Origin of the sequence: Parafrankia colletiae, from assembly GCF_001854655.1 — a bacterium.
Taxonomy (GTDB): domain Bacteria; phylum Actinomycetota; class Actinomycetes; order Frankiales; family Frankiaceae; genus Parafrankia; species Parafrankia colletiae.
Window position 1 is genome coordinate 144,713 of the sequence record NZ_MBLM01000152.1, and the last position, 21,923, is coordinate 166,635.

General features: G+C 73.3%; 23 protein-coding genes. 16 read left to right on the forward strand and 7 right to left on the reverse strand.

Features of this window, described 5'->3' with window-relative positions:
* Positions 1-49 precede the first annotated feature (49 nt).
* The 5 genes from typA to CC117_RS27475 all read left to right on the forward strand — a co-directional run bounded on the left by typA (position 50) and on the right by CC117_RS27475 (position 5,758).
* On the forward strand, positions 50-1,891 hold the full coding sequence (typA, locus tag CC117_RS27455) for a translational GTPase TypA (RefSeq protein ID WP_071089166.1): 1,842 nt from the start codon (positions 50-52) through the stop codon (positions 1,889-1,891).
* A 121-nt stretch (positions 1,892-2,012) separates the two neighbouring features.
* Positions 2,013-2,936 carry an N-acetyl-1-D-myo-inositol-2-amino-2-deoxy-alpha-D-glucopyranoside deacetylase gene (mshB, locus tag CC117_RS27460; protein ID WP_071089168.1) on the forward strand — a complete coding sequence of 308 codons (924 nt, stop codon included), beginning with the start codon at positions 2,013-2,015 and terminating at the stop codon, positions 2,934-2,936.
* Positions 2,937-3,206: 270 nt separating this feature from the next.
* Positions 3,207-4,274, forward strand: a complete 1,068-nt coding sequence (locus CC117_RS27465; RefSeq protein WP_241830477.1) for a S1C family serine protease — start codon at positions 3,207-3,209, stop codon at positions 4,272-4,274.
* Positions 4,275-4,521: 247 nt separating this feature from the next.
* Complete coding sequence (locus tag CC117_RS27470) at positions 4,522-4,989, forward strand: DUF6113 family protein (protein WP_071089170.1); 468 nt, start codon at positions 4,522-4,524, stop codon at positions 4,987-4,989.
* A gap of 157 nt (positions 4,990-5,146) precedes the next feature.
* The gene (locus tag CC117_RS27475) at positions 5,147-5,758 is read left to right on the forward strand and encodes a flavin reductase family protein (protein ID WP_321572648.1); all 612 of its coding nucleotides are present in this window, start codon (positions 5,147-5,149) and stop codon (positions 5,756-5,758) included.
* A 16-nt stretch (positions 5,759-5,774) separates the two neighbouring features.
* Here the strand turns inward: CC117_RS27475 and CC117_RS27480 are convergent, their stop codons facing one another.
* The 3 genes from CC117_RS27480 to CC117_RS40915 all read right to left on the reverse strand — a co-directional run bounded on the left by CC117_RS27480 (position 5,775) and on the right by CC117_RS40915 (position 7,273).
* Positions 5,775-6,680: a transglutaminase family protein gene (locus CC117_RS27480; RefSeq protein ID WP_198542001.1), complete on the reverse strand. Its 906-nt coding sequence runs from the start codon at positions 6,678-6,680 to the stop codon at positions 5,775-5,777.
* Positions 6,681-6,747: 67 nt separating this feature from the next.
* Entirely contained in the window at positions 6,748-6,948 is a 201-nt protein-coding gene (locus CC117_RS37110; protein WP_131803147.1) for a hypothetical protein, read from the reverse strand.
* A complete protein-coding gene (locus tag CC117_RS40915; RefSeq protein ID WP_456320357.1) occupies positions 6,890-7,273 on the reverse strand; it encodes a putative acetyltransferase in 384 nt (127 codons plus the stop codon). The genes CC117_RS37110 and CC117_RS40915 overlap by 59 nt, the downstream gene beginning before the upstream one ends.
* A gap of 89 nt (positions 7,274-7,362) precedes the next feature.
* On the opposite strand from CC117_RS40915, the gene fdxA reads away from it, so the two are divergent.
* The 6 genes from fdxA (at position 7,363) to CC117_RS27510 (ending at position 13,126) form a co-directional block, all read left to right on the forward strand.
* Positions 7,363-7,686 carry a ferredoxin gene (gene fdxA, locus CC117_RS27485; RefSeq protein ID WP_071089536.1) on the forward strand — a complete coding sequence of 108 codons (324 nt, stop codon included), beginning with the start codon at positions 7,363-7,365 and terminating at the stop codon, positions 7,684-7,686.
* Between the two features lie 59 nt (positions 7,687-7,745).
* Positions 7,746-9,446 carry a succinyldiaminopimelate transaminase gene (gene dapC, locus CC117_RS27490; RefSeq protein WP_071089175.1) on the forward strand — a complete coding sequence of 567 codons (1,701 nt, stop codon included), beginning with the start codon at positions 7,746-7,748 and terminating at the stop codon, positions 9,444-9,446.
* Between the two features lie 129 nt (positions 9,447-9,575).
* Positions 9,576-10,463, forward strand: a complete 888-nt coding sequence (locus tag CC117_RS27495; protein ID WP_241830478.1) for a 2,3,4,5-tetrahydropyridine-2,6-dicarboxylate N-succinyltransferase — start codon at positions 9,576-9,578, stop codon at positions 10,461-10,463.
* 36 nt (positions 10,464-10,499) lie between these two features.
* Positions 10,500-11,585, forward strand: a complete 1,086-nt coding sequence (dapE, locus tag CC117_RS27500; RefSeq protein ID WP_071089179.1) for a succinyl-diaminopimelate desuccinylase — start codon at positions 10,500-10,502, stop codon at positions 11,583-11,585.
* 144 nt (positions 11,586-11,729) lie between these two features.
* The gene (locus CC117_RS27505) at positions 11,730-12,530 is read left to right on the forward strand and encodes an LOG family protein (protein ID WP_071089181.1); all 801 of its coding nucleotides are present in this window, start codon (positions 11,730-11,732) and stop codon (positions 12,528-12,530) included.
* Positions 12,527-13,126: an LOG family protein gene (locus CC117_RS27510; protein ID WP_071089183.1), complete on the forward strand. Its 600-nt coding sequence runs from the start codon at positions 12,527-12,529 to the stop codon at positions 13,124-13,126. Before CC117_RS27505 ends, CC117_RS27510 begins: the two co-directional genes overlap by 4 nt.
* Before the next feature lie 24 nt (positions 13,127-13,150).
* On the opposite strand, the gene folP is transcribed toward CC117_RS27510, so the two are convergent.
* Positions 13,151-13,963, reverse strand: a complete 813-nt coding sequence (folP, locus tag CC117_RS27515; protein ID WP_071089539.1) for a dihydropteroate synthase — start codon at positions 13,961-13,963, stop codon at positions 13,151-13,153.
* Between the two features lie 336 nt (positions 13,964-14,299).
* Here folP and CC117_RS39420 point away from each other — a divergent pair, with 336 nt between their 5' ends.
* The 3 genes from CC117_RS39420 (at position 14,300) to CC117_RS27530 (ending at position 17,115) form a co-directional block, all read left to right on the forward strand.
* Positions 14,300-14,944, forward strand: a complete 645-nt coding sequence (locus tag CC117_RS39420; protein ID WP_241830479.1) for a DivIVA domain-containing protein — start codon at positions 14,300-14,302, stop codon at positions 14,942-14,944.
* 178 nt (positions 14,945-15,122) lie between these two features.
* The gene (locus CC117_RS27525) at positions 15,123-15,290 is read left to right on the forward strand and encodes a DUF3117 domain-containing protein (protein ID WP_018634565.1); all 168 of its coding nucleotides are present in this window, start codon (positions 15,123-15,125) and stop codon (positions 15,288-15,290) included.
* Between the two features lie 52 nt (positions 15,291-15,342).
* Positions 15,343-17,115: a leucyl aminopeptidase gene (locus tag CC117_RS27530; protein ID WP_071089186.1), complete on the forward strand. Its 1,773-nt coding sequence runs from the start codon at positions 15,343-15,345 to the stop codon at positions 17,113-17,115.
* A 48-nt stretch (positions 17,116-17,163) separates the two neighbouring features.
* Here the strand turns inward: CC117_RS27530 and CC117_RS27535 are convergent, their stop codons facing one another.
* From CC117_RS27535 to CC117_RS27545, 3 genes are all read right to left on the reverse strand, one after another.
* On the reverse strand, positions 17,164-17,562 hold the full coding sequence (locus CC117_RS27535; protein ID WP_071089542.1) for a hypothetical protein: 399 nt from the start codon (positions 17,560-17,562) through the stop codon (positions 17,164-17,166).
* Between the two features lie 140 nt (positions 17,563-17,702).
* Positions 17,703-18,929, reverse strand: a complete 1,227-nt coding sequence (locus CC117_RS37630) for a hypothetical protein (RefSeq protein WP_157905464.1) — start codon at positions 18,927-18,929, stop codon at positions 17,703-17,705.
* A 217-nt stretch (positions 18,930-19,146) separates the two neighbouring features.
* Entirely contained in the window at positions 19,147-19,809 is a 663-nt protein-coding gene (locus CC117_RS27545) for an O-methyltransferase (protein WP_071089188.1), read from the reverse strand.
* Positions 19,810-19,975: 166 nt separating this feature from the next.
* On the opposite strand from CC117_RS27545, the gene sigE reads away from it, so the two are divergent.
* Together sigE and CC117_RS27555 are read left to right on the forward strand one after the other, a co-directional pair.
* Positions 19,976-20,833, forward strand: a complete 858-nt coding sequence (gene sigE, locus CC117_RS27550; RefSeq protein WP_071089190.1) for an RNA polymerase sigma factor SigE — start codon at positions 19,976-19,978, stop codon at positions 20,831-20,833.
* Complete coding sequence (locus CC117_RS27555; protein WP_071089192.1) at positions 20,830-21,648, forward strand: anti-sigma factor family protein; 819 nt, start codon at positions 20,830-20,832, stop codon at positions 21,646-21,648. The genes sigE and CC117_RS27555 overlap by 4 nt, the downstream gene beginning before the upstream one ends.
* The last annotated feature ends 275 nt before the right edge of the window (positions 21,649-21,923 follow it).

The window sequence follows — 21,923 nt, forward strand, 5'->3', positions numbered from 1 at the left end:
GTCCAAGGTTCGAGCCCTGAAGCCCCACGTTTCCCCGGAGCTCACCACCGTGCCCGTACGCGCTGACCTTCGCAATGTCGCCATCATTGCCCACGTTGACCATGGCAAGACGACTCTCGTGGACGCGATGCTCCGGCAGTCCGGCGCGTTCGGAGAGCGCGGTGAGGCCACCGATCGGGTCATGGACTCGATGGACCTCGAACGCGAGAAGGGCATCACCATTCTCGCGAAGAACACCGCGGTACGTTTCGGTGACGTGACCATTAACATCAYCGACACTCCCGGCCACGCCGACTTCGGCGGCGAGGTCGAGCGGGGTCTCGCGATGGTCGACGGCGTGCTGCTGCTGGTGGACGCGAGCGAGGGCCCGCTGCCRCAGACCCGCTTCGTGCTGCGCAAGGCGCTCGCCGCGCGCAAGCCCGTCGTCCTGGTCATCAACAAGGTCGACCGGTCGGACGCGCGGATCAGCGAGGTCGTCGACGAGGCCTACGAGCTGTTCCTCGACCTCGACGCAGACGAGGACCAGATCGACTTCCCGATCGTCTACTGCAACGCCAAGGCCGGCCGGGCGTCCGTCACCCGCCCCGAGAACGGCCAGAGCCCGGACTCACCGGACCTCAAGCCGCTGTTCGACCTGCTGCTGGAGACGATGCCCGCGCCGTCGTTCGTCGAGGGCGCGCCGCTGCAGGCACTGGTCACGAACCTCGACGCCTCGCCCTACCTGGGCCGCCTCGCGCTGTGCCGGGTGCACAACGGGACGATCACGCGCGGCCAGGCCGCGACCCTGTGCCGGGTGGACGGCACCCAGCAGCGGGTGAAGATCACCGAGATGCTGATGACGGAGGCGCTCGAGCGGGTCCCGGCCGAGCAGGCCGGCCCCGGTGACATCATCGCCATCGCCGGCATCCCCGACATCATGATCGGCGAGACGCTGGCCGACACCGAGGACCCCCAGCCGCTTCCGGTGATCACGGTGGACGAGCCGTCCATCAGCATGACCATCGGCGTGAACACCTCGCCGCTGGCCGGCAAGTCCGGCAAGAAGATGACCGCGCGCCTGCTGAAGAACCGGCTGGACGCCGAGCTGGTCGGCAACGTGTCCATCCGGGTGCTGCCGACCGAGCGTCCCGACACCTGGGAGGTGCAGGGCCGGGGCGAGCTGGCGCTTGCGATCCTCGTCGAGCTGATGCGCCGCGAGGAGTTCGAGCTGACGGTCGGCAAGCCCCAGGTGGTGACAAAGGAGGTCGACGGGAAGATCCACGAGCCCGTCGAGCGGCTGACGATCGACTCGCCCGAGGAGTACCTCGGGGTCCTGACCCAGCTGCTGGCGCTGCGCAAGGGCCGGCTGGAGCAGATGGTGAACCATGGCACCGGCTGGATCCGGCTGGAGTACCTGGTGCCCGCCCGTGGCCTCATCGGGTTCCGCACCGAGTTCCTCACCGAGACCCGCGGGACCGGCCTGCTGCACCACGTCTTCGACCGGTACGAGCCCTGGTTCGGCGAGCTGCGCACCCGCCCGACCGGTTCGATGGTCGCCGACCGATCCGGCGTCGCCACCGCGTACGCCCTGTTCAACCTGCAGGAACGCGGCACGATGTTCGTCGCGCCGACGACCGAGGTCTACGAGGGCATGATTGTCGGTGAGAACTCCCGGGCCGACGACATGGACGTCAACCCGACCAAGGAGAAGAAGCTCACCAACATGCGTTCCTCGACCGGCGACGAGCTGGTCCGGCTCTCGCCGCACCGGCAGCTCTCGCTTGAGCAGGCGCTGGAGTTCTGCCGCGAGGACGAGTGCGTCGAGGTGACCCCGGCGACGGTGCGGCTGCGCAAGGTCGCGTTGACCGCGTCGGAGCGGGAGAAGCTGCGTTCGCGCCGCCRCACCGGCTGACGGCGCCCGCCAGCCCCCGAACCGCACGCGCGCCGTACCCGGCCCACCCACCCACCCGCGCCGCGCCGCCCCGTGCGGTGGCGCGGGTGGGTGCGGCGGGTGGCCCACGTAGGGTCGTGTCGTGACACAAACCGTCGAAACGGTGCCGTCCCAGCCGCCCCGCCGGGTGCTGTTCGTCCACGCCCACCCGGATGACGAGGTCATCTCGACCGGGGTGACCATCGCGTCCAACGCGGCCCGGGACGACACGCACGTGACGCTTGTCACCTGCACGCTGGGCGAGGTCGGTGAGGTGCTCGTCCCCGACCTGATCAACCTGCGGGCGGACCGCGGTGACCAGCTCGGCGGCTACCGCATCGGCGAGCTGGCACGGGCCTGTGCCGAGCTCGGGATCACCGACCAGCGTTTTCTCGGCGGTCCCGGCCGCTGGCGCGACAGCGGCATGATGGGCACCGAGGCCAACAAGGATCCGCGCTGCCTGTGGCAGGCGAGCCTGGATGAGGCGTCGGAGGCCCTGGTCCGCGTCGTCCGGGAGGTCCGGCCGCAGGTTCTCGTCACCTACGACGCGAACGGCGCTTACGGGCATCCGGACCACATCCGGGCTCACGATGTGTCCGTCCGTGCCTTCACGGATGCTGCCGATCCCGGGTTCGCGCCCGATGCCGGGCCGCCCTGGCAGATCACCAAGTTCTACGAGACCGCGATGCCGAAGTCGATCGTGCAGGCGAGCATCGACTACTTCCGGGAGCACTCGCCGGGGAACAACCCGTTCGAGGTCGAGTCGGCGGACGACGTCCCGCTCGCCGTCCCGGACGACAGGATCACCACGCTGATCAGCGCGGAGGAGTTCCTGCCGGCGAAGCTGGCGGCGATGCGCGCCCACCGCACGCAGATGGCCGTCGACGGCTTCTTCTTCGCGCTCGCCGACGGCATCGGCCAGCGCATCTGGGCCGCGGAACACTTCGTCCTCACCCGCGGTGAGCCCGGCGCCGAGCCGGGGGCACACGAGAACGATCTCTTCGCCGGCCTGTCGCTGCCGCGCTGATTCGCCGGCTGCGCTGACCCGCCGGCCGCGGTGCCGCGGTGCAGCGCCGCCGTGTCGCTGCTGGTCCGTCCACGTAAGTGGTGTTTCCGCCGAGGGCGGACGCCGGGGCGGCATGTCCTCCTCAGGTGCAGTCGTTGATACAGATGCAACGCTGTAATCAGTACGAGGAGGTTCGGATGGCTCGCCATGGCAGTGCCCGCCCGAGCCCGAAGGGGTGGCTCGCGCCCCTCGAAACCCCGGGCGTGACCGTCATCCCCGAGGGCGGCACGGATGTTCCGTAACCGGGGAGTGCCCCGCCCCGGAGGCGACCCGGCCGAACCCGGCCGCCCCGCGGAGCCGGGCCAGCCCGGTGGCCCGTGTGAGTCCGCCGGCGCCGGTGCTGCCGAGGACGCCGCTGTCGACGACGCCGCGTTGGACGCCTACTCGCGGATCGTCACCCGGGTGGCCGAACAGGTGACCCCGAGTGTGGCCAGCCTGCGGGTCCGCACCCCGCGTGGCCCCGGTGCCGGCTCCGCCGTCCTGTTCACCGAGGACGGCTTCCTTCTCACCTCCGCCCACGTCGTCGAGGGAAACCACGCCGGGACGTCCGTCGGCACCGCGGAGTTCGTCGACGGGACCGAGCGGGCAGTCGACCTCGTCGGCGCCGATCCGCTGTCGGACCTCGCCGTCCTGCGGGCCCGAGGGTCCACACCGGCGCCGGCCCAGCTCGGCGACGCGGCCACCCTGCGGGTCGGCCAGCTGGTCGTGGCCGTCGGCAACCCGCTGGGGCTGACCGGAAGTGTCACCGCCGGCGTCGTCAGCGCACTGAACCGATCACTGCCGACCCGTTCCGGCTCTGCGGTGCGTGTCGTCGACGAGGTGATCCAGACCGATGCCGCGCTGAACCCGGGGAACTCCGGTGGTGCGCTCGTCACCGGCGACGGCCGGGTCGTCGGCGTCAACACGGCCGTCGCCGGCATCGGGCTGGGCCTTGCGGTGCCGGTGAACAGCACCACCCGGCGCATCCTCGCCGCGCTGATCCGGGACGGGCGGGTCCGCCGTGCCTACCTCGGGGTCGCCAGCGCGCGGGTCCCGCTGCCCTCCGGCCTCGCCGGCCGGACGGGGCAGCGGTTCGGCCTGCGCCTCGCGGAGGTGGTGCGGGGGAGCCCGGCGGGGCGGGCCGGCCTGTTCGCGGACGATCTCGTCCTCTCGGTGGCCGGGACGCCGGTGGCCGGGCCGGGTGATCTGCAGAGGCTGCTCTCCGAGGACACCATCGGGCAACCGGTGGAGATGACGGTCTGGCGGCGCGGGGCACTCGTGGACGTCATCGCCGTGCCGGTGGAGCTCGCCGTCCGCTGATGACCGGCCGCGGGTCGATCACCCGTTCGCCGCCGGCGCTCGAACCGGGCGGGCCATGGCCTACTGTCGGAGAATGCCCCGTCCGACCCGCGGCCCCGGCCCGAGCTCAGGCCCCGGCAAGGCTGCCCGCGGCAGGCCTGCCCGCACCGGGGGCGGAGCCGCCACGGGCAGGGGCGGCTCCGCCCCCGGTACGAGGGCGGCCGCTCACGGCGCCGGGCCCGCCCCATCCGCCCCGCCCGCCCCGCCGGTGGCATCGGTTGCTTCCGGTCCGCACGCGCCGGGGCGGGTCCTCCTCGGCGGGTCCTACGCCTTCGGCGTCCTCGCCGGGTTCGTTCTCGGGTTGTACGGGGTGGTCCTGGTGGCTGCCGGGCCGCGGCCGGGAGGTTTCCTGATCTCGGTCGGCCTGCTGATGGCGCTGATCGGCAACGCCGGTGCGGCGCTGCTGGTCCGCTGGCTGACCGGCACCCGGCTCGGGGCGATGATCATATTGGTCGGCTGGCTGCCGATCGTCCTCGCGCTGGCGTCGTCGCGGACCGAGGGTGATCTTCTGCTCAAGGCGTCGGCGACGGGCTACCTCTTCCTCGGGATCGGCGTGCTGACGCCGGTGGTCGTCGCCGTGGTCGGGAAGGCCCGGCGCGGCCTGACGGCCCTGCCGCCGATGGCAGCGCCCCCGAGGGTGCCGTCACGGCCTGCGCCGCGCGCCGGCGGAGGTTGACCGGCGGCGCGCGCCGCCGTGGGGCATCGAGCGTGGTCGGCCGGGCCGTCGCGCGGGTTCTGCCGCCACCGGCTGGCGTGCGGGTGGCAGTGTCGATGGTCACTGATGGGGAACCGCGGCCCGGTGTGGCCCCTGCCGCGGCGGTAGCGTGGCCGCCGTGGCAAGCCCAGCGCGCCAGCCCCTGCCCGAGCCCGTCCCCGTGGACTCGGATCGCGCGCGATCCCGTCCCGCGGATGCGCCCGGAATCCTGGAGCGGCCGGATCCAGATGCCTTCCGCAAGGTCGTCGGGCGGTTCGCCACCGGTGTCACCGTCCTGACCACCGTCGTCGACGGACGTCATCTGGCCATGACCGCGAACTCGTTCGTCTCGGTGTCGCTCGAGCCGTTGCTGGTCCTCGTCAGTGTGCGGCAGGACGCCCGATTCCATGATCCGCTGCTGGCGGCCGGGGTGTGGGGTGTCTCCGTCCTCGCGGCCGACATGAGCCAGGCGTCCCGCGACTTCGCCCGGCGGGGCGGCGCCCCGGATCCGGGAGACCGGCAGCTCCGCGGCTGGGCGCATTCGCTCGGGCCGCGCACCGGTGTCGCACTGCTGGACGGCGCGCTGGCACTCCTGGAATGCGGCACTGTCGCAACCCATCCGGCCGGTGACCACACCCTTGTCGTCGGCGAGGTGATGGGCCTGGCACGGCCCCGCCCGGACGCGACGCCGCTGGTCTTCTACGAGGGCGCCTACCTGTCGACCGGCCCGCGCGCGGGCGACGGGAGCTGAGACGGGCGGGCACTGGTCAGTTGAGCTTGGCCCGCGCGGAGCCGGCCGCCTGCCGGGCCGCCGCCGATGCCGCGGGCTCGACGGTCGCGACGGCATCGGCGAAGTTGGTCAGATCCCGGGCACCGCCGAGGAAGTCGCCCAGCCGGACGCGCAGTTCGCCGCGCTCCCGCCGCAGCGCCGCCGGGTGGTGCGGCAGCAGCAGGGACAGCTCGACCGCCCACAGGCGGGTCCGCGGGACGTCCGTGCGCGCCGCGAGCACCCGGATGTTGCCCAGGATGCGGGCCAGCAGGTCCTCCGGGGACATCGGGGCGAGATGCGCGCGGGTGAACGGGGTGCCGCCGGCGCGTACCCGGGCCGCCGCGTCGTGGACGGACATGATCCGGCCGCCGGAGTAGGGATCGACCAGAATGTTCTCGCCGGGCGCGCCCACCGCGACGATCACATGCCCGGGCAGCCCGACCGCGTAGGCGGGGATGCCGAGCCGGCGCGCGACCTCGACCCAGACCACGGACAGCAGGATCGGCAGGCCGCGGCGGCGGCGGAGCACCTCGGGAAGCAGGGAGGCCCGGAGGTCGTCGTAGTCGCTGTCGTGACCGGCGAACCCGGAGTGCTCACCGAGCGACTCGCCCAGCGTCTCCGCGGCGACCCGTAGATCCAGGCCGGCGAGGAGGCCCCGGCCGTCGGCGGCCGGCTCGGCGGCGGCCTCCGGCGCGGGCTGCCCGCGGCCGCTGCCCCGGGTGGCCGCGCCGCGCGCCGCGAGCAGCGGGGCCGTCTCCGCGGCCAACGCGTCGAGCGCCCGGGTCGTCTCGACCGGGTTCGTCTCGGGACCGGCCTCGGCGGCGATCAGGTGACACGCGAGAGCGAGATCGACCTGCTCGCGCCGGACGACCGTGGCGAACATCCGCCTGCTGTGGGCGCTCACCGCTGGACCTCCACGTTCGGATCAGCCCGTCCGAGCCGACCGGCGTCTGCGTCGATCCGGGGACCGATCAGGCCTGGGCCCACCCGGCCCGGCCCTCCCGCACCCCCGCTCCCACCACCCGGGCCCACGGATGTGCGCCCGGACCCGTCACCCTGGCTGACCAGCACGCGGACCAGCCGCTCGCGTCCTGGTAGCCGTCCTGCTGACCGTCATTGTCCTTCAGTATCGCCGCGCGGGGCGCCGCGGTCCGCCCCGTTCTTCGGGTCATCCGACGGGATGTCCCCTTTTGTGATCTGGTTGTCGCGTTCCGCGATCTCCTCGCGGCGACCTGATCCGGCCTGATATGAACCGGGTGCCTGGCCGGGGGATCGCCCGGTGGCCCGGCGGGGTGTCGGGGGGACGACACGCGCCGCCACTAGGGATTCCTCGGGCACGCTCACTGTCGTACCGTCGGAGCGACGGAGGCGAAGCTCGCCTTCGGACCAGGACTCAAGCGTGCCCAGAACATCACTCAGGGGGAGCGGCCCGGGAATACGACGCCGGATCACGACCCGTGAGCCGATGTCTGCTGGAGTGATGTGGACGACATACACGACCAGTGCACGCCCTTGCTGTCGACACCGAACTGTCCAGGTCGATACTAAGGAACTCAGTCGTCCGTGAGCTCGAGGAGGAACGTCCGGTGACCTACGTCATCGCGGAGCCCTGTGTTGATGTAAAGGACAGGGCATGCATCGAGGAGTGCCCGGTCGACTGCATCTACGAAGGCGGACGGATGCTCTACATCCAGCCTGACGAGTGCGTCGACTGTGGTGCGTGTGAGCCTGTCTGCCCGGTGGAGGCCATTTACTACGAGGACGACGTCCCCGAGCAGTGGAAGACCTACACCGACACGAACGCCACGTTCTTCGAGGAGCTCGGCTCGCCGGGTGGCGCGTCGAAGGTCGGCGCGCTCGAGTTTGACCCGCCCGCCGTCTCGGCGCTGGCCCCCCAGGGCGAGTCCTGACCGGTCCGGGGGAGTCGGCTGGACCGCCCCGGACGATCAGATCGCCGGGGCGGTCTCGGGTGCGGCTGCCCGATTTTCCGTGGGACCATCTGGTCTCGTTCAAGGAGAAGGCGCGGGCCCACCCGTACGGTCTGGTCGACCTGTCCGTGGGGACTCCCGTCGACGCGACGCCGCAGGTCGTGCGGCACGCGCTCGCCGGGTCCGCGGATGCTCCCGGCTACCCGCTGACCGCGGGGACGCCGGATCTGCGTGAGGCGGCGGCCGGCTGGCTGGCCCGCCGTCTCGGGGTGGTCGTCGAGCCGTCCGCCGTCCTGCCGGTGCTGGGTACCAAGGAGCTGGTCGCCCAGCTTCCCGCCCAGCTCGGGCTGGAACCCGGTGACCGGGTCTGGGTGCCCACCCCGGCCTACCCGACCTACGAGGTCGGCGCACTGCTCGCCCGCTGCGAGCCCGTCGTCGGGCCCGCCGAGGGCGTGACGATGGTCTGGCTGAACTCGCCCGGGAACCCCACGGGCCGGGTGCTCTCCGTCGAGGAGATGCGCGCCGTCGTCAACTGGGCCCGTGAGCGCGGCGTGATCGTCGCCAGCGACGAGTGCTACATCGAGCTGGGCTGGGAGGCCCGCGCCGTCTCGGTGCTGCACCCGGACGTGTGCGGCGGCTCCCACGAGGGCCTGCTCGCCGTGCACTCGCTGTCCAAGCGGTCGAACCTCGCGGGCTACCGCGCCGGTTTCGTCACCGGTGATCCGGAGCTTGTGGACGGCCTGCTCCAGATCCGCAAGCACTCCGGCCTGATGATGCCGACGCCGGTGCAGGCCGCGACCACCGCCGCGCTCGCCGATGACATGCACGTCGCCGACCAGCGCGCCCGCTATGCCAACCGCCGGGCGGTCCTCGCCGCGGCGCTGGCCGTCGCCGGCTTCACCATCGACCACAGCGAGGCCGGCCTGTACCTGTGGGCGACCCGCGGTGAGGACTGCTGGGTCACGGTCGACGCGCTCTCCAGCGTGGGTGTCCTGGTTGCGCCCGGCAGTTTCTACGGCGAGTCGGGCCGGCGCCACGTGCGTGTCGCGCTCACCGCGCCCGACGCCCAGATCGCCACCGTTCCCGAGCGGATGACGATGCTCCCGATGGCGGGCGGTCAGAACGCCCAGAGYGGGCGTCCCGGCCAGTACGGTGCCGGCGCCGGTGACGGCTGGGCCCAGGGCCCGGCCACGGGCGGCTACCCGCAGCCGCCCCAGCCGGCCCACGCCCGGCAGGACAGCTACCAGGACGCCTACCCACCGGAGAACTACCAGCCGGAGAACTACCCACCGGAGAGCTACCAGCCGGACCGTTACGGGACCGGCGATGCCGCGCACACCGGCGGCCACCGCGTCGCGGGCTCCGCCGGCCCGGCAGGGGCGTTCGACCACGATCACCGTTACCGGGCGGACCAGCCCGCCCCGCGGCCGTACGAGACGGGCCAGCAGCCGCTGCCGCCGTACAGCACCGGCCAGCAGCCGCTACCGCCGTACAGCACTGGGCAGCAGCCGCTGCCGCCGTACGCCACCGGGCAGCAGCCGCTGCCGCCCTACGACACCGGGCAACAGCCGCTGCCGCCCTACGACACGGGCCCGAGCCATGTGCCGCAGTACCGGCCCGCCGCGGCGGCGGAGGCGGACGTGACCGCCGGCACCCCGGGCCCCGGCAACCCCGACGGTTCCGGTGGCCCGGCTGACCACAACGGTGCCCGGGGCTGGCGGGCGGAGCCGGACATCCGCTGACCGCCGACTGAGACCGCCGGTCCGTCACCGTCACCGTCACCGCGGGCCCTGCTTCGGCGTTCCGTCGAAGTCGGTCGAAGTCCGTGGTCGCGCGCGCCGCCTATGGTCCGGACCGTAGGGTCTACAGGCGTGAGCAGCGTGAGTGAAGGAACGTCCAGCAGCCCGGCCGGTGTGGCCGGGGCGTCCGGTGACGGGGTCGGCTCCCCGCTGGACCGGGCCATCGACGACCTGTGGGAGCGCCGGGCCGAGCTGACCCCGGACGACACCCAGTCCCGTAAGATCATCGTCGGCGCGGTCGACGCGATCGACGCCGGCGAGGCCCGGGTGGCGGTGGTCGGCACGGACGGATCGGTCGTCGTCGACGAACGCGCGAAGCGCGCGATCCTGCTGTCGTTCAAGGTCCTGCCGATGGCCGAGTCCGCCGCCGGAGACTTCCGGTTCCACGACCGCGTGCCGCTCAAGACCCGGTTCGACGGCGTCCGGGTGGTTCCCGGCGCGATCGTCCGCTGGGGTGCGCACATCGAGCCGGGCGCGGTACTGATGCCCAGCTACACCAACATCGGCGGCTACGTCGGCGCGGGCACCCTGGTCGACACCTGGGCGACCGTCGGCTCCTGCGCCCAGGTCGGGCGCAACGTGCACCTGTCCGGCGGCGTCGGCCTCGGTGGCGTGCTGGAGCCGCCGAGCGCGGTGCCGGTGGTCGTCGAGGACGACGCCTTCGTCGGCAGCCGCTGCATGGTGGTCGAGGGCGCGCGGGTGCGGCGCGGGGCGAAGCTCGGCGCGGGTGCCATCCTGACCGCCTCGACGCACGTCTTCGACGCCGTCACCGGCGAGGAGTACCCGCGCGGCGAGATCCCCGAGCGCGCGGTGGCGGTCGGTTCCAGCCGGGTCCGCTCGTTCCCGGCCGGCGAGTTCGCCATGCCGTGCATCCTCGTCCTGCGCACCCTGGAGGAGGGCGAGATCCACGACAAGCTCGCCCTCAACGACATCCTGCGGGAGCACGGCGTCGCCTCCTGACCCGGCCGGGTGCCGCCGGCCGTTAGGGTCGGCGGCATGGAGCTCGACCTGGCCCTCCCGGTGACCGATCTGACCCGCGCACTCGTCGACGTCCCGTCGGTCAGCGGTGACGAGGCAGTGCTGGCGGCGGCCGTCGAGACGGCGCTGGGAGCGCTGGGCGGTCTCGAGGTCCGCCGGGACGGCGACGCGGTGCTGGCCCGCACCGCCCGCGGTCTGCCGTCCCGGGTCCTGCTCGCCGGCCACCTGGACACGGTGCCGATCGCCGACAACCTGCCGGCGCGTTTCGACGGCCCCCGCCTGTACGGCTGCGGGACGTCGGACATGAAGGCCGGCGTGGCCGTGATGCTGCGGCTGGCGGCACTGCTCGGTACGGGTACGGGTGTCATACCCCGGCACGACGTGACCTGGATCTTCTACGACAACGAGGAGGTCGCGGCCGAGCGGAACGGGCTGCGCCGGCTCGCTGCCGGCCACCGCGACTGGCTCGCCGCCGACCTCGCCGTGCTCATGGAGCCGACCGCCGGGGAGATCGAGGCAGGCTGCCAGGGGACGCTGCGTGCCGTCGTCACGACCCGCGGCCGGCGCGCGCACTCGGCCCGCTCCTGGCTCGGCGACAACGCGATCCACGGGATGGGGGAGCTGCTCACCCGGCTCGCGGCCTACCGCCCGCGCTCGGTGACCCTGGACGGCTGCACCTACCGTGAGGGGCTGTCCGCGGTCCGGATCGAGGGCGGGGTCGCGGGCAACGTGATCCCGGACGAGTRCCGGGTCACCGTCAACTTCCGGTTCGCGCCCGACCGGGACGTCCCCGGCGCCTTCGCGCATGTGGCCGAGGTGCTCGACGGGTACGAACTGGCCCTCGACGACAGTGCCGCCGGGGCGCCGCCCGGGCTGTCCGCCCCGGCCGCGGCCGCGTTCGTCGCGGCCACGGGGCGCACCCCGGTCGCCAAGTACGGCTGGACGGACGTCGCCCGGTTCGCCGCGCTGGGCATCCCGGCGCTCAACTACGGCCCCGGCGACCCGAACCTCGCCCACACCCGGGACGAGTACGTCGACGTGGCGCTGATCGAGGAGGCGGAACGCGTTCTCGGCTCCTACCTGGCCACCGGCACATCGGTGTGACCGTCCGGGCGTGGCACGRCTCGACCCCGGGCTCCGGGCCCGGGAGCTCCGGGGGGCACGGCATATCTGCGTATCGTGCGGGGCGTGACCCGCTCTGCCTCTCCTGATTCGACGGGGCCGCCGCCGGAGCAACGCCGCGGTCCGGTGACGGCCCGTCACGGGCAGGTGCAGGCGTCGACCACCGACCAGCGCCTGCTCGGAACCCGCAGCCCGGCGTCGTTCGTCCACAGCGACCCGTGGCGGGTGCTGCGCATCCAGAGCGAGTTCGTCGAGGGATTCGGCCTGCTCGCGGACCTGCCACCGGCGGTCACCGTGTTCGGGTCGGCGCGGGTCGGCCGGGACGAGCCCGACTACGAGCTTGGACGCCGGCTCGGCGCCGCGCTGGCCCAGGCCGGCTACGCGGTGATCACCGGCGGCGGCCCGGGCGCGATGGAGGCGGTCAACCGGGGTGCGCGGGACGCCGGCGGCCTGTCGGTCGGCCTGGGCATCGAGCTGCCGTTCGAGCAGGCGCTCAACGACTGGGTCGATCTCGGCGTGAGCTTCCGGTACTTCTTCGTCCGCAAGACGATGTTCGTGAAGTACGCCGAGGCGTTCGTGATCATGCCAGGCGGTTTCGGCACCCTCGACGAACTCTTCGAGGCGCTGACCCTGCTGCAGACCGGCAAGGTCACCCGTTTCCCGGTGGTGCTGATGGGGACCAGCTACTGGGCCGGCCTGCTGGACTGGCTGCGCACCACCGTCCTCGATGCGGCCCGGATCAGGCCCGGCGACCTCGACCTGGTGACCCTCACCGACGACGTCGACGAGGCGGTGCAGGTCATCCTGCGCGGCACCGGACGGCTCGACCCGCCCGGTGGGCCGGAGACCGGCGAGCAGGCAGGCAGCGGCAGCGTCGACGGTGCCGCTGCCGGTGGCGGCCGGCCCGTGCCGACGGACCCGTCGTGAACATCTGCGTGTACTGCTCGTCGTCCGACCTGATCGATCACTCGTTCGTCCTGCTTGCCGCCGAGGTCGGAACGGAGCTGGCCCGGCGCGGCCACAGCCTGGTGTCGGGCGGCGGGTCGGTGTCGTGCATGGGCGCGGTCGCCCGCGCTGCGCGGGCCGGCGGTGCGCACACGATCGGGGTCATCCCCGAGGCGCTGATCGCGATGGAGGTCGGCGATGCCGACTCCGACGAGCTGATCGTCACAGCCACGATGCGCGAGCGCAAGGCGGTGATGGACGACCGCGCCGACGGTTTTCTGGCACTCCCCGGCGGGCTGGGCACCCTGGAGGAACTGCTGGAGATCTGGGTCGGCGCGCTGCTCGGCATGCACGCCAAGCCGGTCGTGGTGCTCGACCACGACGGCGTGTTCGCACACCTGCGCATGCTCGTCGAGGACCTGGTCGACCGCGGTTTCGTGCGCCCACCTGCCCGGGACACCGTGGTCTGGGCGACCAGCGTCACCGAGGCTCTCGACATCCTGGAGAGCCGTGCCGCCGGGCACGGGCCCGGCCACCCGCCGGCGCCGACCTCGGCGGAGCTCGCCGAGGGGGAGTAGTCCCCGGTGTAGCGAACGCCGGTGTCAGACGACACCGCGGCGCGCGATGCGCAGACCGACATCCCCGCGCAGTGCGGCGACCATCCGCAGCGTGCGCCAGGTCGCGGTCACCTGGTGCGCGCGGAAGACCCGGGCGCCGAGCCAGGCCGCCACGGCGGTCGCGGCCAGGGTACCCTCCAGCCGCTCGTCCACCGGGGCGTCCAGCACCTCGCCGACGAAGTCCTTGTTGGACATCGCCATCAGCACCGGCCACCCGGTCGCCACCAGCTCCGGCAGCCGCCTGGTGGCCTCCAGCGAGTGCCGGCTGTTCTTGCCGAAGTCATGCCCCGGGTCGATCAGCACTCCGTCCGGCCGCACCCCGAGGGAGACCGCGCGCTCGGCCAGCCCGACCGTTGTGGCGGCGATGTCGGCGACGACGTCGTCGTAGGCGATCCGGTGCGGGCGGGTCCGCGGTGGCAGGTGGCCGGCATGGGTGCAGACCAGACCGGCGCCGAACTCGGCGGCCACCTCCGCCAGTTCCGGGTCGACGCCGCCCCAGGCGTCGTTGAGCAGGTCGGCGCCCTCGCCCGCGACCACCCGCCCGACCTCGGCACGCCAGGTGTCGACGCTGATCACCACCTCCGGGTGGCGGCCCCGCACGGCGGAGACGAACCCCCCGATGCGGCGCAGCTCCTCCGTCGCGTCGATCTCCTCGCCCGGAGCCGCCTTGATCCCGCCGATGTCGATGATCGCGGCACCGCCGCCGACCGCCGCGTCGACGGCGGCGAGAGCCTCGGCCTCGCCATAGGTGGCGCCGCGGTCGAAGAACGAGTCCGGCGTGCGGTTCACGATCGCCATCACGACGAGCTCGGACGGGCCGAACACGCGCGCGCCGAGCCGGAGCGACCGGGCGGCCGGTGCCTCGCCGCTCGTCGGGTGAGGGTTCCCCGTGGGATGCGGATGTCCGGCCTGGCGGGGATCGGCGGTCGGGTGAGGATCAACGGGCACCCGGCCCAGCCTGCCAGACATCCTGCCGGCCAGGCGAGGCATCCCGCTGGCGCGCCAGCTGTCTCCGGCCGGCCCGCGGCGGTGATCCCGCCCCTCGGCACCGCGCCGGGCCACCCTGGCGACGCGCCCAGGTGGCCCGGGTGGGCGGGTCGGCCGGGCGACGCCGTCCATGGCACGATCGACCACGTGGTGCTCGCAGTGGAGATCGTCCTCATCGCGACGGTCGTGTTCGTCGTGGCCGCGCTGGCAGTCGGGCGGTTCGACCGGTTGGCGCCCGCGGTGCCGGACGGGCCCCACGTCGGTCTCGGCGGCCAGACGGTCGCCTCCGGTGACGTCGAGGCGGTCCGTTTCGGAATGGCGGTGCGCGGCTACCGGATGGCCGAGGTCGACGCGGTGCTGTCCCGCCTCGCCTACGAACTGGCCTGGCGGGACGAGGAGCTCGCGCGCCGGGACGACGAGCTCCTGCGCCTCGCGGAACTCGCACGTCTCGGCGGCGTGCAGGACCCCGCCACCGACCCGGGGGATGACACTCCGGACCAGCTCTGGGCCCACGGCGCCGCGACGGACAGCGGCACGTCCGCCGACCGTGGTGCGGCTGGCGGCCCCGCTGGCGAGTCCGGCCCGGCTGGCGAGTCCGACCCGGCCGAGCCCGACCCGGCTGGCGGCCATGGCCCGGTCTCCGACCTGGGCACCTCCGTCGACCTGGGCGCGGCCCGGGGCGATGCCCGCCACGACGGGCCCGACCGGGACGAGCCGCGCGGGCCCCGTCCCGTCCAGGACCAGCCCGGCGAGCCCGGCACCGCGTCACCGGACAAGGGGGCTGATGGGTAACGGTAGTGAAACGCATCAGATCCACTAGCGTCGAGCCCGGAAGCGCCCGGAAGACCATCGAGATCACTATCCTGCCGTGACCGTTGTGATTCCCCGCTGGGACGTGTTTCCGTTTGCGGGCGGGTCTCCGGGATAATCGTTGTCAGACGCAGGTCCGACGGCAGGAAGAGGTGCACCGATGGCGGCCATGAAGCCGCGGACGGGTGACGGTCCGCTCGAGGTCACCAAGGAGGGGCGCGGCATCGTCATGCGTGTCCCGCTCGAAGGGGGCGGCCGGCTCGTCGTCGAACTCACGGCCGACGAGGCGAGCGCGCTGGGGGACGCCCTCAAGGTCGCGGTCGGTTAGATTCGGTGGTCATCAACCACCGCCGAGGCATCCGCGGCACGCGGTGCCCGGTATGAGCCCCGGCGCAGTCGTCGCCGGCCCCGATCTGCTGGAGTCGAGGTACCGAGCCCCGCTCGTCATCCTCACCTCTGCTGACCTTCCGTTCCTCCTCCCGCCCGCGGGCGGGCTGGCGGGACCGGCCGGTGAGGCCGGTGGGCCCAACGCTGACACCGACGGCGCAGTCGCTGACTGCGCCGTCCTCGCCGTCGTGGCCGCGCCCGTCGACGGCACCGTGGTCGTGTCGGACCGCGGTCAGCGGGCCTGCGCCGGTGTCGGGGTCGATGCGGAGCAGCTGATCGAGAACGAGGGCTTCCGCGCGGATACCGGCGGGGTGCTGGTGGTTCCCCTGTCCCGGACCGAGCGGCCGTGGCGGCTGATGCTGCTCGGTGTGGGTTCCGGCGAGGTGGCTGACTGGCGCGCGGCCGGTGCCGCACTCGCGCGGCGCGCGGGCGCCAAGGGCCGGCCCCTCGTTGTCGCGGACCTGGACGCCGACCGGGCCCACGCCTTCGTGGAGGGCTTCTCTCTCGGCTCCTACCGGCTGGCGGACGCGGTCTCCGGCGCTCCGTCCGACGGGGACCGGGCCGCCGCGACGACTGCGCCCGGCGCCGAGGTGCCTGGGGCAGCGGGCGGGTCCACCGGTCCGACCGAGGCGGCGGCCGACGGGCCGGATGCGGCAGTGGCAGCAGGGGCCGCCGTCGCGGCGGATTCGCGTGCCGATCGGGTCGTCGTCCTGAGTGTTGAGCAGGCCGGAGAGCCGGCCGTCGCGGAGGCCGTGCGCCGAGCGAGGGCGATCGCGGACGCGGTGTGCCTTGCCCGTGATCTCATCAACATGCCGAGCCTGATCAAGACGCCACACTGGTTCGCCGAGCAGGCGCGCCGGGTCGGCACCGAGGCCGGCCTGGAGGTCACCGTCCTCACCCACGAGGACCTGATCCGTGAGGGTTTCGGTGGGCTGGTCGCGGTCGGCGGCGGGTCGCCGCGCCCGCCCTGCCTTGTCCGCCTCACCTACGACGGCCCGCCCGCGCCCGCGGGGGCCGTTCCCGGCCACCGGGTGCTGGTCGGCAAGGGGATCACGTTCGACTCCGGCGGCCTGTCCCTCAAGCCGTCGGTCTCGATGGCCAGCATGAAGACCGACATGTCGGGCGCAGCCGCCGTTCTGGGGGCGATGACGGCGCTGGGGGACCTGGCGGTTCCCGGCCGGGTCACGGCGCTGCTCTGCCTGGCGGAGAACATGATCGGCGCGTCCGCTGTCCGGCCCGGCGACGTGATCACCTGTTGGGGTGGGACCACGGTGGAGGTACTCAACACCGATGCCGAGGGGCGCCTGGTGCTCGCCGACGGGCTCGCCTACGCGGCCGCGACCCTCGAGCCCGACCAGATGGTCGACCTCGCGACGTTGACCGGCGCGATCACGGTCGCGCTGGGCCGGCGCACCGCGGGCCTGTTCGCTTCGGACGACACGCTCGCCGCCGAGCTCGCGGCCGCGTCCGCCACCGCGGGGGAGCGGGTCTGGCGCCTGCCGCTCACCGAGGAGTACCGCCCGGCGATCGACTCCCCGGTCGCCGACCTCGCGAACATCGGCCGGGCGCTGGACGTGAACGGCGGCTCCATCACCGCGGCGCTGTTCCTGCGGGAGTTCACCGCCGGCCGGCCGTGGGCGCACCTCGACATCGCCGGCACCGCCCGCGCCGACTCCGACGACGGCGAGATCAGCCGTGGTGGCACCGGGTGGGGTGTCCGCACCCTGCTCGCCTACCTGGCCGGAGCCGGGACGGCCGAGGCCTGAGCCAACAGGGCCCGCGGGTGCAGACCCGCGGGCCCTGTGGCCGCCGGATCAGGGCCGTGTGGGACTGACAGAGCCTGTGGGGCTCGCCATGCTCGTCGGGTCCAGTGCGGTGAGCTGCTGCCATGCCCAGCGCAGACTGTTCTTCTCCGGCATCACCGCGGGCCAGCCGGCGAGGGCCGCCTCGATGTCGTAGCGGTCTGCCCGCGCCAGGATCTCGACCAGGAGCTCGTCGACGTCCGCCTGGTCGACCCGCAGCTGGTCGAGATAACGCGCGAGGATGCCACCCGGGTGGGGCTCCCGCACCGCGTAGACCTCCCGGGTGTCGACCACCCAGCTCAGGCGGTAGGTGGAGTGCTCGTCGCCCTCGGTGGTCCACCCGTCGCCGAGAGAGATCTCCTCGGACGTCCGCCGGCGGGGATCAGCGTCGTAGAACTCGCGGATGTTCATGCTGTACGCCTGCCCCTCCGAACCGCCGCCGCAAACGTCGCGGCCCTGCCGGCCCTGCCGGGGCGCGCCGCGGCGGACCTCCGCCACGGGCGGCTGCCACGACTCCACCGGCGGCCCGCCACGACTCCACGGGACGTGCGCTACGACCCGCCGCCGACCCGGGTGAGGGCGGAACGGTACGCGGAGGCCATCGCCTCCGGAAGGATCATCGAGAGCCGCAGGACGACCCGCCCCTGCACAAAGGTGTACTCGGCCGGCAGATCGCCGCCGGCGCCCGGGGCGCTCAGCCGCGAGCCGCGGGCCTGCGCCGCGGCCGGATCCCCGAAGACCTCGATCGCCCCGCCGCGTTCGATGGCGTCCGGCGGCGCCCCGGCGATCTCGCTGGCACTGATCCGGGCGTCGCTGAACGCGATCCGGCTGCTGTAGCCGCCTGGACGTCCGAGCAGGCTGTCCGGGTCGTTCTGCGCGGTGTAGACCACGGTCGTACGCAGCGGCAGGCCGTTGCCGGCCAGCATGATCGCGACCTGCTCCGCGGTCGGGCCGGCGGCCTGGCCGGGCACACCCCCGGCCTGATCGGTCGGACCCGTGCCGGGACCTCCGATGGTGGCGCCGGCGGTCGGTGTCGGGCGTGCCGCCGGGGCCTCGGCGGTGCCGGCGGTGACCCGGTTCAGCGCATAGCCGGCCGCTCCGGCCAGCACCGCGATGCCGACCAGGAAGGCCACCCAGCCCAGCCAGTTCTCACCCCGTTCCGGAGGCGGCGGTGGGGCGGAGGCGGCCGGTGGCACGGCGAAGCCACCCGGTCCACCGAAGGGTGGCCGGCGGATGCTGTTCGGTGGCGGTGTGGGCTGGTCGGCGTAGTCCGCCGCAGACGGCCGCGTGCCGCCCGCGCCTACCGGGCGGCCTGAGCCTCCCGGGTGCCCTGGGCCTCCCGGGCGGCCGGGCCCCGGGGCCGGTGGACGGCCGGGGCCGGTGGGACGGCCGCCGGTGTGACCCCGCCCCTCGGGAAGGGCGTGCGAGCCGGTGCCACCTGACCGGCCGGGGTGACGGTCGTCGCCGCGGTGACCGGCATAGCCGCCCTGGCGCTCGTAGCCACTGCCCCCGCGGTCGGGCGAGCCGTCGGGGCTGCCGCCCCACCCGTCCCTGCTGCCGCCCCACCCGTCCCTGCGGTAGCCACCAGTGGCGTCGTGGCCATCCCGGCCGGGGACCGGACCCGCCTCGTTCCGGTAGTAGCCGGACCGTTCGCGGTAGCCGGCCTCGTCGGCCCACCCACGGTGGCCGGCCCAGGAGTGGGGCTCGTGGACGTCACCACGGTCGTCATAGCGGTCGCGGTCGTCGTCAGAGCGACGACGCTCCACCTGACTGCGCACCTGACATCTCCCGGCTCGACGCTGTGCCGCCCGACCTGTGCCCACCGACGTGCCGACGGCTCCCGGTCGCCGCCGCGAGGTGCCGTGGCGCCAGGACGGTGACAGCGGTGATCCCCGGTTCCGTCAACACGAAGGTGCCCCCCGGCACGAACGGGCCAAAACGAGACTAAACGGTAGCCCGGATTGAGTGCGCGATGTACGCGGGCGCGCCGGCCGATCAGCCGACGGGCGAGGACTTGGCGACGACGGCCACCAGAAGCCCGTCACCGGCGGTGAGGAGCATCTGAGTGAGGCGCGCGTCATCCCGGACGGCGGTGGCGACCTCGCGCACGGCGACGACTTCCTGGCTGCGGGCGGTCGGGTCCATCGTCAGACCGGCGGCGAGGACTCCGGCGAACGCGACCACGCCACCGGGACGCAGCAACCGCAGTGCCTGGGTGAGGTACTCGGTGCTCTCCCGCCGATCGGCGTCACAGAACACCAGGTCGTAGGCGCCGTCGGTCAGCCGCGGCAGGACCTCGAGGGCCCGCCCGGTGATCAGTCGGCTGCGGCCGGGTGCCATGCCGGCATCGGCGTAGATCCGCCGGGCCAGCCGCAGGTGCTCGGCCTCCACATCGATGGTGGTCAGCGTGCCGTCGGGGCGCATCCCACGCAGCAGCCAGGTTCCGGACACGCCGGTACCGGTGCCGATCTCGACGACCGCGCGGGCCCCCACGGAGGCGGCGAGGAAACGGAGCACTGCTCCGGCACCGGGGCTGACCGGGAGGATCCCGACCTCCTCGGCGCGGGCGCGGGCAGCACGAAGGACGGGGTCCTCCAGGAGGAAGCCCTCTGCGTAGGCGACGGCAGATTCCCGTGCCGCGATGTCAATGTCCGGCATGACACCCGCAGCCTACGGGAACGGGAGACGAGACAGGAACGTTCGTCTTGTCAGTGCGCTCGTGTCGACTGGGTCGAGGGGAGAAAATTCGGTGTCCGCAGCGGGATTCGCCGCTCCCTGGCCGGCGCGTCGGGTACGTTCGTCGCGAACCGATCGAGAGGCGGCCGTGGCGGCGGAGGAACTCGGGGCGGGATCGGCCGTCCGGAACTCGGCCACCGCCCCAGAAGTCACGAGTTGGGTGCCCCCGTCCTGGGAGGACGTGGTCAGGGAGCACGGCAACCGGGTGTACCGCCTTGCCTACCGCCTGACCGGTAACGCCCACGACGCTGAGGATCTCACTCAGGACGTCTTCGTGCGCGTGTTCCGCTCGCTGGCCGACTACACCCCCGGCACGTTCGAGGGCTGGCTGCACCGCATCACCACGAATCTCTTCCTGGACCGGATGCGTCGCCAGCAGAAGATCAGGTTCGATGCGCTGCCGGAGGACACCGAGCGCCTCGCCGGTCGCGAGGCGAGTCCGGAGGCGGTGTACGCCGAGAGTCATCTGGACGCCGATGTCGAGGCGGCCCTCGCCGCGCTTCCGCCGGACTTCCGGGCGGCGGTGGTGCTGTGCGACATCGAGCAGCTCTCCTACGAGGAGATCGCCCAGACCCTCGGGGTGAAGCTCGGCACCGTGCGCAGCCGGATCTCCCGTGGCCGGGCGATGCTGCGGGCGGCCCTGGCCGACCGTGCACCGCGTGGCGCGGCGATGGCCGCCGAGGGCGCGCTGGCGCAGAGCGGCCAGAGCGACGCCGGGGCGCCGCCCCTTCCCACGTCCGCCGGCGTTCCGGCCGCGGCCGAGGCCGCCGGTTCCTGGGAGCGCGAGCCGGCCGACGCACCGCACCGCGGCGAGGCGTTCGGCGACGACGGCTTCGGTGACGGAGAACGGCCGGGTCGGCGAGGGCGCAGAGGTGAACGCCGGCGCGGTCCGGTGAGTAGTGCCGTCGGAGCCGAGGGCGGTGCTCCTCGGGAGCGGCGGGCGTGAGCGGTCACCTGGGCGAGCGTCTCACCCCTCTGGTGGACGGCCAGCTCGGCCACGACGATCGCGACCGGGCACTGGCTCATGTCGCGCGGTGTCCCGCCTGCCAGGCGGAGGTGGCTGAGCAACGGTTGATCAAGTCCCGGCTCGCGCGGCTCGCTGAACCGTCGCTGCCGAGCGGCCTGGCCGCCAACCTTCTCAACCTGGGCGCCCGGGAGTACCGGGCAGCCCCGCCCGTACCTCCGCCGCCGGTCCCGCTCAGGATCCCGGCGATGGCGAGCGGTTTCGTGGCTGGGCGCGCCGAGCGGGCCGGCTCCCGTCCGGAGCTGTCCGGGCCTGCGCTTTCCCGTCCGGAGGTGTCCCGTCCTGCGCCCCGGGCGAACCGGGGCGGTGGCACGGTCGGGGCGGCGAGAACGCGTCCACCCGGTCCCGTCCTTCCTGCCCGACGGCGGGAGCTGGCGGTCCGGCCGGGTCCGGCCGCGGGCCGTCCGCCGGGCTCGGGTTCCTCGCGGGCCGGCGCCCATCCGTATCCGGGCCAGAGCGGATCACCGCGCGGCGGGCCCGCACCCGTCCGTCGGCCGGTTCGAGCGGCGCGCTCGAACGGCCGCGGCCGGATGCGGCGGACACTCGTCGGCTCCGCCGCCTTCATGCTGCTCGCCGTCAGCGGCTCGGCGCTCGCGGATGGCAGGGCGGCGTCCCGCCCGAGCGGGCCGACGAYGATCGTCCCGACGGTGGTGACGGCGATACCGGCCAAGGCCCCGTCCGTCAGCGTCCCCCGCCCAGGTCCGATGATCGCTTCCGCCTCGTTCCCGCGGCCATAGCGGACCTGCGTGCTCCGGTGAGGCGTGGGCAATAGCCCGACTGGGCTACCGAAAAAGTGTCCAGCTGTCATCTTCCCCGGCGAAAAGGGCAGGTCGGCCGCCACCAGGTGCGCGAACGCACCGCATCCCTCACTATGAGCTACCGTGGCGCGCCACGCCGGGGGGATTTGGTACCTGCTGACCTTCCTGTGCCCGTCCGACACCTTTACCGTGTTGTCCGCCTGATGCGCGGACCGTGAGGCGGGCCCACAGGAAGCCCACGGTCCTCAGTGTGG